At 46.4% G+C, this 14,666-nt stretch carries 10 protein-coding genes; 8 read left to right on the top strand and 2 right to left on the bottom strand.

All coding sequences use genetic code 11. The features are described from left to right. Positions 1–124 precede the first annotated feature (124 nt). Complete coding sequence (ilvD, locus tag MHH63_RS28015; RefSeq protein WP_339172495.1) at positions 125–1,810, bottom strand: dihydroxy-acid dehydratase; 1,686 nt, start codon at positions 1,808–1,810, stop codon at positions 125–127. Positions 1,811–2,304: 494 nt separating this feature from the next. On the opposite strand from ilvD, the gene MHH63_RS28020 reads away from it, so the two are divergent. The 8 genes from MHH63_RS28020 to MHH63_RS28055 all read left to right on the top strand — a co-directional run bounded on the left by MHH63_RS28020 (position 2,305) and on the right by MHH63_RS28055 (position 13,488). Further along, positions 2,305–3,258: a glycoside hydrolase family 43 protein gene (locus tag MHH63_RS28020; protein ID WP_076184706.1), complete on the top strand. Its 954-nt coding sequence runs from the start codon at positions 2,305–2,307 to the stop codon at positions 3,256–3,258. A gap of 404 nt (positions 3,259–3,662) precedes the next feature. Beyond that, positions 3,663–5,408 (top strand): extracellular solute-binding protein, encoded by a 1,746-nt coding sequence (locus MHH63_RS28025; RefSeq protein ID WP_076126335.1) that lies wholly within the window; start codon positions 3,663–3,665, stop codon positions 5,406–5,408. An 11-nt stretch (positions 5,409–5,419) separates the two neighbouring features. Beyond that, positions 5,420–6,391, top strand: coding sequence for an ABC transporter permease (locus tag MHH63_RS28030; RefSeq protein WP_036680973.1), 972 nt, complete (start codon positions 5,420–5,422; stop codon positions 6,389–6,391). Positions 6,392–6,406: 15 nt separating this feature from the next. After that, positions 6,407–7,342: a carbohydrate ABC transporter permease gene (locus tag MHH63_RS28035; RefSeq protein WP_076126337.1), complete on the top strand. Its 936-nt coding sequence runs from the start codon at positions 6,407–6,409 to the stop codon at positions 7,340–7,342. A gap of 58 nt (positions 7,343–7,400) precedes the next feature. Beyond that, positions 7,401–9,182: a glycoside hydrolase family 2 protein gene (locus tag MHH63_RS28040; RefSeq protein WP_341172319.1), complete on the top strand. Its 1,782-nt coding sequence runs from the start codon at positions 7,401–7,403 to the stop codon at positions 9,180–9,182. 27 nt (positions 9,183–9,209) lie between these two features. After that, entirely contained in the window at positions 9,210–10,958 is a 1,749-nt protein-coding gene (locus MHH63_RS28045) for a glycoside hydrolase family 2 protein (protein WP_076308700.1), read from the top strand. A 42-nt stretch (positions 10,959–11,000) separates the two neighbouring features. Continuing rightward, on the top strand, positions 11,001–12,395 hold the full coding sequence (locus MHH63_RS28050) for a family 43 glycosylhydrolase (RefSeq protein ID WP_339281856.1): 1,395 nt from the start codon (positions 11,001–11,003) through the stop codon (positions 12,393–12,395). Positions 12,396–12,540: 145 nt separating this feature from the next. Next, positions 12,541–13,488 (top strand): ArsR/SmtB family transcription factor, encoded by a 948-nt coding sequence (locus MHH63_RS28055; RefSeq protein ID WP_076126345.1) that lies wholly within the window; start codon positions 12,541–12,543, stop codon positions 13,486–13,488. A gap of 89 nt (positions 13,489–13,577) precedes the next feature. Here MHH63_RS28055 and MHH63_RS28060 read toward each other — a convergent pair whose 3' ends face one another. After that, entirely contained in the window at positions 13,578–14,618 is a 1,041-nt protein-coding gene (locus MHH63_RS28060; protein WP_341172320.1) for an acyltransferase family protein, read from the bottom strand. Positions 14,619–14,666 lie beyond the last annotated feature (48 nt).

Here is a 14,666-nt window from a genome sequence, read left to right on the forward strand (position 1 = left end):
CAATCCAGCGATGGGTTGTGGAACATTTTTTTATTGGGATAATTAAAAAAAGAGCAGCCCGCCATTAGAAATACTAAGGTGGGACTGCTCTTGCTTGTTTTAATATTCTTTTTTGCTAAAGGGATTAAATCTTCAGCACTGCGCCGTTACTTGCATTGGTTACCATTTTGGAGTAACGAGCCAGGTAACCAGTTTTAACTTTAGGTTCGAATTCTTTCCAACCCGTACGACGAACTGCTAATACTTCTTCTTCAACCAGCAATTCAATCTTCCGGTTGTTGAGATCCAGCTCAATGATGTCTCCATCCTCAACAAAAGCGATCGGACCGCCTTCAGCTGCTTCTGGAGAGATATGGCCGATACTGATTCCGCGGGAAGCCCCCGAGAAACGACCGTCTGTAATCAGACCGACCTTAGCACCTAGCCCCATACCCACGATTTGTGAAGTAGGCGCCAGCATTTCCGGCATTCCTGGTCCGCCCTTAGGACCTTCATAGCGGATAACGACTACATGGCCTTCTTTAACTTTACCGTTCGCGATACCTTCCAGTGCAGCTTCTTGGGAATCAAAGCAGATCGCAGGACCTTTATGATATCCACCTACTGAAGCATCAACTGCACCAACCTTGATGATAGAACCCTCTGGAGCCAAGTTTCCGTAAAGTACGGCAAGACCGCCTCTTTCGGAGTAAGGGTTGTCGATAGTATGAATTACGGAAGTATCTTGGATCTCGTGTCCGATTACGTTCTCAGCTAATGTTTTGCCGGTAACGGTCATACATTCCCCGAACAGAGCACCTGGTTTCTTCAGCAGTTCATTCAATACAGCACTAACGCCGCCCGCACGGTCCACATCTTCGATAAAGATATCAGAAGCTGGAGCCAGCTTAGCCAGATAGGGAACACGGTTTGCAACTTCGTTAATGCGTTCAAGCGGATAATCGATACCTGCTTCTTGAGCTAATGCAAGGGTGTGCAGCACTGTGTTAGTAGAACCACCCATTGCCATATCCAGTGCAAATGCGTTATCAAGGGATTCTTTAGTTACGATATCTCTTGGTTTAAGATCCAGCTTAATCAATTCCATCAGTTGTGTTGCGGATTTGCGAACAAATTCTCTACGCTCATCAGCAACAGCCAAAATTGTACCGTTACCTGGCAATGCCAGTCCAAGTGCTTCTGCAAGGCAGTTCATGGAGTTGGCAGTGAACATTCCGGAACAAGATCCACAGGTTGGACAACCGAATTGTTCTAATTCAAGCAGCTCTGCATCGTTGATTTTGCCGACTTGGTGAGCACCAACGCCTTCAAATACCGAGGTCAGAGAGAGCTTATTACCTTTACTATCTACGCCGGCTTTCATTGGGCCGCCGCTTACGAACATGGTTGGGATGTTAACACGCAGTGCGCCCATCATCATGCCCGGTGTAATTTTATCACAGTTAGGGATGCAGACCATGCCATCGAACCAATGCGCGGAAACTACAGTTTCCAAGGCGTCAGCGATGATCTCGCGGCTTGGCAGTGAATAACGCATGCCGATATGTCCCATAGCAATCCCGTCATCTACGCCGATCGTATTGAATTCAAAAGGAACGCCACCAGCTTCTCGAATCGCTTCCTTAACGATTTTACCGAACTCTTGCAAATGCACATGCCCTGGAACAATATCAATATAGGAATTGCAGACCGCAATAAACGGCTTTCCGAAATCTTCTTCTTTTACTCCGGCTGCTCTCAGGAGACTACGGTGTGGAGCACGGTCAAAGCCTTTTTTAATCATGTCTGAACGCATTTTCTTGGCTGCCATAATGACATTCCCCCCTAAATGAATTTCAATCAAATATAGTGTCGCATTAACGCAATGAACTCCAAAGACCTGCGTATATACGGTTTATAGAAAGAACGGGGACCTGCTTCCTCAATAAGAAAAGCGATGCCGTTTCTATAAAAAAAGCCGCTGTTTTGGTATAAACAGTTACCGCCTAAAATGAACGGAGAAGTCATTGTTATTAGTGAGTCTATCACAAAGAGCACGTTTTTTCTACCGGACAATGTGAAGTTTGTCGATTGACGCAAAGCGTGGGAAGTGGAGGAAAAGCTCATTTTCGAAAGGAAAGTGCTTTATTTGGAAAATGGAACAGGGTTCGGATGTATCTATTTACCACTCTAGACAACTTTAGGAGAGCTGAGTATGATGGGAGTTATTATTTTATGGGAGGTGCTGGAAAATCGGGATTTGTCTATTATTATCGCCGCGGTGGATCGTTTTTACGGGGATGAAAAGCTAAGGAGGGAAAGGGAATGTCACAGCGTACAACTTTTTTAAATCCAATTGTAGCAAGCTCAGGAGACCCATGGGTATTCAAACATACCGATGGCTATTATTACTTTATGGCCACAAAAGCTAAATGTCTGGAGCTGACGAGATCTAGAACCTTGACCGGCCTTGCGGAGGGCGACAAGAAAGTGATCTGGTCTCCCGAACCGGGGGGCAGCTACAGTTACAATCTGTGGGCGCCGGAAATTCATCATTTGGACAACAGATGGTACATTTACTACACTGCGAATGACGGAGGAGGCGACGATTCACGGCGGATTTGTGTGCTGGAGAATGAAGCAGCGAACCCGCTGGAAGGACAGTGGGTATGGAGAGGTGCTTTGCAGACACCTGTCCCAGGGTTAGATGGAACAGTAATGTCTTTGCGGGATCAGCTGTATTTTCTGTATGCGGGATATGGTCATTTTCCTGATTATGGGTCGGCTATTTACATTATGCGAATGAGTAATCCTTGGACCTTAGAAGGGGAGCATCACCTGCTTACCGCTCCAACTCTGTCATGGGAGAAGCAAGGTGGCATGGCGATTAACGAAGGTCCGGTAATTTTGCAGCGAAACAATCGTATTTTCATGGTTTATTCGGCAAGTACGACTTGGTCTGAGGATTATGCACTAGGGATGCTCACCATGAGCGAAGCGGCAGATCCTTTGCAACCGCTGTCATGGGAAAAATCAATGTCGCCTGTATTTTGCAAAAGTGTAGAGAACGGGATTTTTGCCACGGGGCACAATAGCTTCACACATTCTCCTGATGGCAAGGAAGATTGGATAGTCTATCATGCGCTTCCTTCCGCTGGAGCGGATGTGTCTTTGCGCGCGACCCGTATCCAGAAATTTGGGTGGAAGGTGGATGGGACACCAGATTTTGGGGTTCCTTGTAGGGATACGCTTGCTCAGACCGTACCGTCGGGAGAATAAGAATAAAACAGGAAATCAAGACTGAAAAGGCCATTCATTACAGAAAAACTGTAATGAATGGCCTTTTCATGTAATGCAGATATTTTTATTCGCTGTCGATAATGATTGACGAAAAACGCCTGTTTTATAAGGGGTTTTCGCCAAAATACAGGATGGTTAGTACGCTTTTTTAATAGGTTTGTAGTTGGCATAGCCATATATTTGTTTGAGAAAAGTTCATACGATTACAAAATTATTGTATGAAAGCGTTGACATATGAATTTTGGATGCTTATAATTCGATCTGAGATACAGAAAAACTGTATTAATCAAGGGGAGTTATCTACAGGTCAAAAAGGAGCGTGGTTCCAAGCTTTGGATTTGCTTAAGGCGTTGTGGCAAATATTTTATAGTGGGAGGTTAAGTATGAAGAACAATGCAAAGCGTTATTTTAGTCTTTTATTTGTGTTAATACTGATCATTTCGACTGTAACAGCATGTAGTGGCAACAGTGCAAACAATGGGGCTGATAAGGGTGTCTCCAACAACAAAGAGAACGAGAGCACAGCCAAAGACCCGGTTGAGTTTACAGATATCAGCGCAGACATACGCGGCAATACAGCCCCAACGCAAGAGCAAATCGACGAAGTTAATCATTCCTTGAATGATACATACCTCGGCGACGTCTTCGATGAAGTCATTCCAAATGATTACTCAGCTTATCCTGTTAAAGGTGATGTGGTTCTGGATGTATGGATGCCTGCGAATTCCAATATTCCGGATATGAACAATCATGCTGTCCAGAAGCAGGTGGAGCAATTAACGGGAATCAAAGTAAACTTCATCACGCCGCCAATCGGCCAGGAAGCGGATGCCTTCACGCTGATGATCTCCTCCGGTGAACTGCCTGACATTATCATTGAGCCGGGACGTTATCCGGGAGGTTTTGAAGCGGGCGTAAATGACGGTGCTTATATCGATCTGACAGATCTGATGGAGAAAAATGCTCCGAACTATACGAAGTGGCGCAATTCGGATGAATCAAGAAGAAAAACCACGGTCACGGATGACGGCAAGCTGCTCGGCTTCTATGGCATCGCCCCATATTCAGAGTGGACTTGGTTTGGAACATTGATTAAGCAGGAAGCGCTGGACAAAACAGGGCTTGAAGTTCCAAATACGATTGATGAATGGCATACCTTCCTGACAAAAGCAAAGGAAGTCGGATACAAAGCACCACTTAATTACGGCTCTACTTACGGCCAGATTTTTACCGGCATCATAAATGGCGCATATGGAGTATGGGATTGGACGTTCCTTGATGAGAATGGCAAAGTGGCCTGGGGGCCAGCACAGCCGAAAGCTAAGGAATATTTGACCACCATGCAGCAATGGAACAAAGAAGGATTATTGAACCCGGACTGGGCAACGGCAGACTTTAACCAGAGAATGGCGAGCGCCATTTCGGGAGATACCGCGATGATGATGGACTCTCCGGATACGATGTGGAGTTATTGGAAAGAGCAAAGCGGTATCGACTTTGTGGGCGCACTGAACCCGGTTCTGAACAAAGGAGATAAGTCCGCAACCACGTACAAAAATTTCAAAAGAGCGGGTATCGAAGCTGCGATCACCACGCAAAGCAAAAATGTAGAAGCGGCAATGGCTTGGCTTGATTTTAATTACAGTAAAAAGGGCTGGGAATTGATTAACTTTGGTGAATATGGCACGGTCCACCTGATTGATGAGACGGGAATGCCTTATTATCCAGAGAACAGTTATATCTTTAAAGACCCTGAAGGTCAGCCCGTATCGACAACCTTATGGAAATACCGGATGCACAACTGGCCGGATATCCGGGATGAGCATCATTCCAACCCGCTGATCGCTGCCAAAGGAAGTTACTCGGGAGACATTCGCAAGAATTGGACAGAAAATATGGACACCAGTATGGCTATGCCACCTATTTCCTTTACCAAAGATGAAGCTTCGCGGGAAGCCGAGCTTGGAAACCAGCTGTCGACACTGCGCGGAGAGTATTTTGCAAAAATCATAATGGGAGACCTGCCGGTAGATGCCTATGATAAATTTTTGAAAGAAGCTCAGAGTATGGGACTGGAAGAGTTTTTGAGTATCCATCAGGCAGCCTTAGATCGATATAACAAACGATAGGTGGTTGTTTTATGGAAATATTACGAAAAAACAGAGCGATAAAGCCCATTCCTCAGGACGCCAAACCTAAAAATACCAAGTTAGTGATTAAGAAGGATTTGAAAAAGAACTGGTTTGTCTATCTGTTGGCTGTCCCTGTTGTAGCGTGGTTCCTGATTTTCTGCTACGGGCCGATGTGGGGGGTTATGATCGCCTTCAAGGATTTTAAACCCCTGCTGGGGTTTGGCCAGAGCGAGTGGGTAGGGTTTAAGCACTTTATTGATTTTTTCCAAGGGCCTTATTTCTGGCGGGTCGTTAAAAACACCCTTCTCCTCAATGTTTGGGGGATTGCCTTTGGATTTACAGCCCCGATTATTCTGTCCTTGATGCTGAATGAAATCCGTGGGGTTAAGTTTAAAAAAGTGGTCCAAACGATCACCTATATGCCGCACTTTATTTCCCTGGTGGTGGTATGCGGGATCATTCATATCTTTGCCGCAGATGAAGGGATTATCACGCAAATCCTGCAATTTATTACCGGAAAAGAGTACTCTTCACTGCTCGGCTACTCTTCGTTCTTCCGGCCGATTTATACCTTCTCCGGCATTTGGCAGAGCATCGGCTGGGATAGCATCATCTACCTTGCGGCGATGAGTTCCATCGATACTTCATTATATGAAGCTGCTGAAATTGACGGAGTGGGACGGATTAAAAAAATGTGGCATATTACGCTGCCGCAGATTAGCCCAGTTATCATCATTCTGTTTATTTTTGCCATCGGCGGGTTGATGTCGTCCGGGTACGAGAAGATTATCCTGCTGTACAATCCTCTGATTTATGATACGGCGGATGTTATTGCCTCTTACGTGTATCGTCGCGGTTTAAGAGAAGCCAGTCTTAGTTATTCCACGGCTGTGGGCTTGGTCAGCTCAATCGTTAACTTTGGGCTGCTCTGGATGACCAATACAATAGCCAAACGCAGGTCCGAGGTCAGCTTATGGTAAGAAAGAGGGACAGCTATGAAAGATAATTTGCAGCGTAAAGCGAAAAAAAGACGAAAACATAAATCCATCGGTGACAGAGTATTTGACGGCACACTTTATACTCTGCTGACCGCATTAACCTTGGTGTGTTTTTATCCGATCCTGCACATCCTGTTTGCCTCCGTCAGCGACCCCGGCATGTTGATTGCTCATAAAGGCATTTTGCTGAAACCGCTGGGATTCACTTTGGATGGCTATAAGCTGGTATTTAAAGATAACAGTCTGATCAACGGCTATAAAAACACGATTATATATGTAGGATTAGGCACATTAGTCAACATGATCATGACCATTCTGGGAGCTTATGTATTATCCAGACGAGGATTGTATTTCAAAAACTTCATCATGATCCTGATTACAATCACCATGTTTTTTGGCGGCGGGTTGATTCCTTGGTTCTTATTAATGAAGGATATTGGTCTGTACAATAATTTGTGGGCCATGATTTTGCCAAGTGCTTTAAGCACATGGAACATTATTATCCTACGAACTAGCTTTCAAGCCATTCCGCAGGAATTGGAAGAAGCGGCTACCATAGACGGGGCAAGTCAGGCCCATATTTTAACGAATGTGATTCTTCCGCTGTCCAAAGCTACGCTGGCCGTAATCTTTTTATACTATTTAGTGGGGAACTGGAACTCATGGTTTAATGCGATGGTGTTGTTGAAGGACAGACAGCTGTTCCCACTGCAGCTATTAATGAAGGAAATATTAGTAGCTAATGATGCAACCGCAACCTCGATCGGCAGTGCAGGCGGGGTAGTCATCGATAGTGCCCAGAGCCAGACGGCTTTCCGCGAGCTGGTTAAGTATTGTGCGATCGTCGTTTCTACGCTTCCTATATTAATGGTATATCCTTTCTTGCAAAAATATTTTGTTAAAGGTGTTTACGTAGGTTCGATTAAAGGATAGCGGGCAAAAAAACAAGTTCATCTTATATAGAAATTATTTAATAGGAGTGAAGTACACCATGTTGACAGAAGCAAGCAGCACATCCGTTCCACGTCCAGAATATCCAAGACCCCAATTTGCCCGTAAGGATTGGCTTAGCCTAAATGGAGAATGGGATTTTACGTTTGATGATGAAGATGTCGGTGAGGAAGAACAATGGTATCGGACGGACACAAAGGGTTTATTTTCACGGGTTATTCAAGTGCCCTTTGCGTTTCAGAGCAAGCTGAGCGGGATTGAAGATCCTTCATTTCATGATGTTGTGTGGTATAGAAGAACTTTTGAAGTTCCTGAGGGTTGGAATGGGAAGCGGATTGTCCTCCATTTCGGCGCCGTTGATTATTTGGCAAAAGTCTGGGTGAATGGTCAGCTGGTGGCCGTGCATGAAGGCGGACATACACCATTTCAGGTCGATATCACTCCTTCGCTGCTCAAAGGAAGGAATACCATCATACTGCGCGCAGAGGATTTCAGCCGTGATGTCACCTTGCCGCGTGGCAAGCAATATTGGCTGGAGCAGTCTGCTGCCATCTTTTATACCCGCACAACCGGAATCTGGCAGAGTGTCTGGCTTGAACCGCTGTCTGCAGTGCATCTGAGTAAAACCATGATGACACCAGATATTGACCGCAATGAAATCCGGCTTCGGACCTTTCTGCAAGGATTTAAGTCTGCTGATCCGCTCAAGCTGCGCATAACGGTATCGTATGACAGTGAAGTAATTGCGGAAGATCAATATATGGTCATGAATGGTGAGCAGCTGCGCACTATCGGCTTGGGTGATTTTGCGGATCATGGTCTTGGACGTTTATGGAGCCCTGAGCATCCGAATTTGTATGATATTCAATTTCAATTGCTTCGGAATGAGGAAATAATTGACGAAGTGGAGAGTTATTTCGGCATGCGCAAGGTGTCGATTGAAAATGGCAAGCTATGCTTGAATAACCGCCCATATTTCCAGAGACTGGTGCTGGATCAGGGATACTTCCCTGACGGGATACTAACCGCACCTACAGACGAAGAGCTGAAACGTGATGCCCAGCTGACGAAAGAAATGGGCTTTAACGGGGTGAGAAAACATCAGAAGACAGAAGATCCCCGGTTCCTGTATTGGTGTGATAAGCTCGGCCTGCTGGTATGGAGTGAGGCAGCCAATGCTTACGAATATTCCGAGGAGTATGTCCGCCGTTTCACGAAGGAATGGCAGGAGATCATCGAGCGCGACTATAACCATCCTTGTATCGTGACCTGGGTTCCGCTTAATGAGAGCTGGGGTGTTCCCAATGTCCAGATTGATACACGCCAGCAGCAGCACGGATTGGCTATGTATCATTTAACGAAATCCTTGGATGAGATGAGACCTGTTGTGTATAACGATGGGTGGGAGCATATGACTACAGATTTGGTGACTATTCATGACTATGAGAGCCATCAGGCAGTGCTGGAGGAGAGATATGCCACGGTAGAATCTTCTGTAAATGCGATGCCGGCCAACCGCAAAATATTTGTCGGTGGAGCTTCGTATCAAGGCCAGCCGATTCTCGTATCCGAGTTTGGTGGAATTGCCTTCAAGAAAAGTGAGTGGGAGGGCTGGGGTTATTCTGGGGCAGAGAATGAAGAGGATTTCCTGATGAAGCTCAAGGCTGTGGTTGACCCGATGTTCACTTCCCCGGTGATCCAAGGGTATTGCTATACCCAGCTGACGGATGTCGAGCAGGAAATCAACGGACTGCTCACCTATGATAGACAGCCCAAAGCTCCGCTTGAAGCGATCCGCAACATTATGATGCATATCCAATAAATAACATTTACTAAAAGGAGTTACACCATGACACAACAAGCAACGCTTCCGCGTCCTGAATATCCCCGCCCTGACTTTATTCGACCAGAGTGGATCAATCTGAACGGCCAGTGGCAATTCGAAATTGATCATGGCAAAAGTGGGAAGGAACGCGGATACCCTGTTAACGAACATAATCTCTCAGGGACAATTACTGTGCCCTTCTGTCCGGAAAGCAAGCTGTCCGGTGTAGAATATAAAGATTTTATGGCTGCTGTATGGTATAAAAGGGAGTTTACCGTGCCGGAGAGCTGGACAAATGGCAGAGTTATCCTTCATTTTGGCGCCGTTGATTATATGGCGGAGGTCTGGGTGAACGGCGTATCCGTAGGTACGCATCGCGGAGGATATACTCCGTTTAGCTTTGATATTACTTCTAATCTTTTAGCGGGCAGTAATGTGATTACTGTCTATGCTGAAGACGACGTTCGATCGGGACGACAGCCACGGGGCAAGCAGAGTGAACAGTTCCATTCGCACGGCTGTGATTATACACGCACTACAGGAATCTGGCAGACGGTATGGCTTGAGCAAGTCCCTGAAACCTATCTGTCTAATCTGAAAGTTGTCGCTGATCCCGACAATGGCTGTGTGCACCTCGAAATGAAGGTACAAGGGAACGCAGCGGGGGACACGCTTAGGGCCACTGCTCTTTATGGCGGCAAACCCGTTGGGGACAGCAGTGTGATCGTTTCCGGACCCTCTATAAAACTTACGATTCCACTATCAGAGATTCACTTGTGGGAAGTTGGAAACGCCAGATTGTATGACCTGAAGTTGTCCTTGCATAGTCAGGGACGGGAGAGTGACGTGGTCCATTCTTATTTTGGACTCCGCACGGTACGACTGGATGGGATGGCATTCCGGATCAATGGGAAATCCGTATTTCAGCGGTTAGTTCTGGATCAAGGTTTTTATCCGGAGGGAATCTATACCGCTCCTACTGATGAAGATCTGCGCAGAGACATCGAAATCTCAATAGGGCTTGGCTTCAATGGCGCGAGGCTTCACGAGAAGATCTTTGAACCGCGTTATCTTTATTGGGCTGACCAATTAGGTTATCTTGTCTGGGGAGAGCATGCCAATTGGGGGCTGAATATTACTGGAGCGGATAGCCTGACTCACTTCCTGCCGGAATGGCTCGAAGGTATGCAGCGTGATTTCAATCATCCCGCGCTGATCGGCTGGTGCCCTTTTAATGAGACCTGGGACCGGGACGGTGCGAAACAGCATAACCCCGTGCTCCAGATTGTTTACGACGTAACAAAACGTATGGATCCAACACGTCCAGTAATTGATACAAGCGGCAACTTCCATGTGGCTACAGATATCTTCGATCTTCATGACTATGACCAGAATCCGCAGACGTTCCGGGACAGATATGAACCGATGAAAAGCGGCGGAGAAGTATTCAATACCTTCCCGGATCGCCAAACATATGAAGGTCAACCTTACTTCATCAGCGAGTATGGCGGAATTTGGTGGAACCCGCAGCAGAAAGATGAAAAATCATGGGGGTATGGGGACAGACCGACCTCAGAGCAAATGTTTATCGAACGCTACGAGGGGTTGACGAATGTTCTATTGGATCATCCGCTGATGTTTGGATTCTGCTATACCCAGCTGTACGATGTGGAGCAGGAAGTCAATGGACTGTACACTTATGACAGACAGCCGAAGTTCGACCCCGAGCGAATCCGCGGCATCAATGCGCGTAAGGCTGCAATTGAAGATTAGAGGCGCTACGTAACTATTCATTCGAAAGGAATGTGATAGATTATGAAAGTGAATTTCCGGCAAAAATGTCTGGTCGCCTTAAGTGTTCTTCTTATTCTTCCAATGGGGAAGGTGACCCTAGCTGTCTCTGATCATAATGACTTTTACAACGTGGTTATGCAGGACGGGGCGGACCCATGGGTGTATAAACATACAGATGGCTTCTATTATTTCACCAAAACAACAGGTGGCAATGTTACCCTCTGGAAGTCAGCCCAGTTGACCACTATTGATGCAGCGCCTACTAAAGTTGTCAACACGGGCGGTAGCGGCATCTGGGCGCCTGAGCTACATTATATAAACGGAGCTTGGTATATCTACTATGCGATGGACGACGGAGATAACGTAAACCACCGCATGCATGTAATGGAGAACACAGCGGCAGACCCGATGCAGGGAACTTGGCAGTACAAAGGCCAGATCACAGATTCAAGCAATAAGTGGGCTATAGACGGTACTGTGCTGCAAGTGAACGGCGAGCTGTATTTTATCTGGTCCGGCTGGGAGGGGAATGTTAATGTGCGGCAGAATCTCTATATCGCGCATATGAGTAATCCCTGGACCATTGATTCCGAACGCGTAGAGATTTCAAGACCAACGTATAGCTGGGAAACGAATCATTCCCCAAATGTGAATGAAGGACCGCAGGTGATTATAAATGGAGAAGTCATTAGTTTGGTCTACTCGGCAAGCGGAAGCTGGACTAATGATTATTGTCTGGGACTGATCACCGCAGACATCTCCAGTGATCTGTTGAATCCGGCATCATGGAATAAACGCAATCAGCCTATCTTTTCCTCAGGCAATGGACTTTACGGACCTGGACACCATTCGTTTACAAAGTCTCCTGACGGCCAAGAGGATTGGATCATGTACCATGTCGCCAAATACAATAACGCTGGCTGGAACCGCGAGGTGCGGATGCAGAAATTCAGCTGGAATGCTGATCATACACCTAATCTGGGTATTCCCGTTGACCCTAATCTTCCGATAACTTTGCCTTCAGGTGAAACCATGCATACCCGCTACGAAGCGGAAAAAGGGACATTTGGCGGCGATGCCTATGCCTCTTCGAGTCCCAAGGGCTCGGCTGGACTTAAGGCGGGTCATATTGATACGCCGGACAGTTACGTGGAATTTTCGGTTGATGCGGCAGCCGCAGGCGAGTATATTCTTTTGGCTCGAACGGCGAATGGAACGTCTGGCGGGAATTGGTCGAATTTTCAGCTTAGTGTCAATGCAGGACCTGCCAGCCCATTCTATATCACCAATAAAGGGTGGGAGAATTGGGGGCTGTCCACAGCCCGGGTTCAACTGAAGGCAGGCATGAACAAGCTTCGTTTTACCAAAGGCGAAGGTTACGGAGAAATTGATTTCATTGATATTAAGCCATTGTGAATCGAACAAACCTAAGAGACATATGAAATGGCTTCCGGTTTTCCGGAGGTCATTTCTAGGTGAAAGGGCTTGTAGGTGTAATTGTTTTTCATCTCATTAAGAAGTAAGATTAGGATAATTATTAGGATACAAGGAGAGCTGATTTGTGCTGGAACTTAGCTTAAACGACCCGGAAAAATTAGTCACAGTAACGCATGCTTTATCAACTCGTTCTAGGGTTGATATTCTTCGGCTCTTAAACTCCAAAAACTTAAATATTATTGAAATCGCTGAGAGGCTGAAGCTTCCAGTGTCGACGGTAGCAAGCAATATTAAAGTATTAGAAGCAGCAGAGTTAATTCATACAGAATTGCTTCCGGCTTCACGCGGGGCAATGAAAGTTTGCAGCCGGAATTATGATGATCTTCATATTGCCTTGAATTTGAAAGAACCGATGTCAAAGGGATTAACTCATGTCTATGAAGTAGAGATGCCGATCGGCCATTATAGCGACTGTGAGGTATCTCCTACTTGCGGAATGGCTAATAGCGAGGGTCTTATTATCAAAGAAGATGAACCGTCGAGCTTTTATCACCCTAAACATGTCAACGCTCAGCTGATCTGGCTCCGCAAAGGATTTCTGGAATATTTGCTGCCTATGGATATCCCCTCCGGAGCACAAATTGAATCGCTGGAATTATCCATGGAGATCTGTTCGGAAGCTCCGAATTATGACCAGAACTGGCCTTCGAACATCTCTGTATGGGTGAATGGATCGGAGATCGGCATGTGGACCAGTCCCGGTGATTTCGGTGACCGGCGGGGCAAGCTGAATCCGAACTGGTGGTGGGATGGATCTACACAATACGGGTTTCTCAAGACCTGGCGTGTTGACCATGAAAAGACGACACTTGATATGGAGAAGGTGTCGAATGTTTCCTTAAATGATCTTCTGATTAACCGGAGCCCCAAATTGCGGCTGCGCATTGGAATCAACCCTGATGCAGTTCATCAAGGCGGACTTAACCTGTTCGGGCGCCAGTTTGGCGATTATGAACAACATATTATGATGAAGGTAAAATATACCATGGATCAGGATGAAGTAGAACTTTAGCTTAGGAGATGAACAAAGCAAGGCGGTTCCTCGGAAACGAATCTTCGTATCCAAGGAACCGCCTTGCTTTGTTTGTTCTGGATGTAAAGCTAGAGTGTGCGCCGTAGGGCGGCACGCTGAAGGGTGATCATCCAGTCAACGGACGGCTCAACCAGCGGGTGAAAGAGCCGTTTAACGGACGGCTGAGCCAGCAATACGGTGAATAATACGGCGGTGAGCAGCAGGACTACTGCCCCAGCAGCATTGCCAATATAGGTGTAAATCCCGGAAACGGCAGCCAGACGAACGATAAAACCATGAAGCAGGAAAACATACAACGTGCGGCGCCCCCAGTCGGTCATGCGGCTCGCTCCGTAAGGTACGAGGCCGAGGAAAGCGAGTGAAGCGACAATTTGTAGTCCGTACAGTCCCAGACGGTATACGCCTGCATACCATACATTGGCATCAAGCTGCATATAGGTCATGCTGCCATATAACCAGCCAAAGGGAAATCCTGCCCCCCATGCGGCCATGACGGCAAGGAGTAGAATGGAGGCGGCTGCTGCAAAGATTTTGATATATTTCTGATAGAGCTTGACGAAGGTTTCGAAGGAGAAATGATAGCCGATAATGAAAAAAGGCAAATATACAAAGGTACGGCTGATGCTAAACCATACACCGTCCAGCTGGAGATATCCGACAGCCACCCCCGCTGTTACAGCGAAGAGGAGCTTAGCGGTTATGGACCATCTGCTCATACCGAGCATCAGGAGGCGCCAGCAGGCATGACTGGCCAGAAACCATAGGAGCAGATAGGGTGCGAAAATGGAATGCTGGATGTTGCTTACATGAAAGAGGGAAACGTCGAGTGCGGAATATAAGCTTTGAAAAATGAGGTATTGCAATCCAATTTGCAGCAGCATTTTGCGGCCGGTAGTTCCGGCAAGGCTTTTTCTGGCGAAATAGCCGGTCACCAGTACGAACAGCGGCATGTGAAAGCTGAAAATCCACATATATAATCCGTGTATTCCGCTCATTTTGTTAATCAGAGGTTCAATTGCATTACCGGCAAAAACAGTGATAATAAGCATAAAACGCAGGTTGAGAAAAAAGGTTTCTCCGCGCGTTTCCAGCGAGTTTTCCCCTACCATGATTTAGCCTCCAAATTATGCTGTATGCAAATTAATTTAATTTTAAAA

Origin of the sequence: Paenibacillus sp. FSL H3-0310, assembly GCF_038002785.1 — a bacterium.
Taxonomy (GTDB): Bacteria; Bacillota; Bacilli; order Paenibacillales; family Paenibacillaceae; genus Paenibacillus_AQ; species Paenibacillus_AQ odorifer.

What these genes read in the sequence shown, in the direction of transcription:
- MHH63_RS28030 (WP_036680973.1), top strand. Translation starts at nt 5,420, where the DNA reads ATGGAAATATTACGAAAAAACAGAGCGATAAAGCCCATTCCTCAGGAC.
- ilvD (WP_339172495.1), bottom strand. Translation starts at nt 1,810, where the DNA reads ATGGCAGCCAAGAAAATGCGTTCAGACATGATTAAAAAAGGCTTTGAC.
- MHH63_RS28025 (WP_076126335.1), top strand. Translation starts at nt 3,663, where the DNA reads ATGAAGAACAATGCAAAGCGTTATTTTAGTCTTTTATTTGTGTTAATA.
- MHH63_RS28045 (WP_076308700.1), top strand. Translation starts at nt 9,210, where the DNA reads ATGACACAACAAGCAACGCTTCCGCGTCCTGAATATCCCCGCCCTGAC.
- MHH63_RS28035 (WP_076126337.1), top strand. Translation starts at nt 6,407, where the DNA reads ATGAAAGATAATTTGCAGCGTAAAGCGAAAAAAAGACGAAAACATAAA.
- MHH63_RS28050 (WP_339281856.1), top strand. Translation starts at nt 11,001, where the DNA reads ATGAAAGTGAATTTCCGGCAAAAATGTCTGGTCGCCTTAAGTGTTCTT.
- MHH63_RS28020 (WP_076184706.1), top strand. Translation starts at nt 2,305, where the DNA reads ATGTCACAGCGTACAACTTTTTTAAATCCAATTGTAGCAAGCTCAGGA.
- MHH63_RS28040 (WP_341172319.1), top strand. Translation starts at nt 7,401, where the DNA reads ATGTTGACAGAAGCAAGCAGCACATCCGTTCCACGTCCAGAATATCCA.
- MHH63_RS28060 (WP_341172320.1), bottom strand. Translation starts at nt 14,618, where the DNA reads ATGGTAGGGGAAAACTCGCTGGAAACGCGCGGAGAAACCTTTTTTCTC.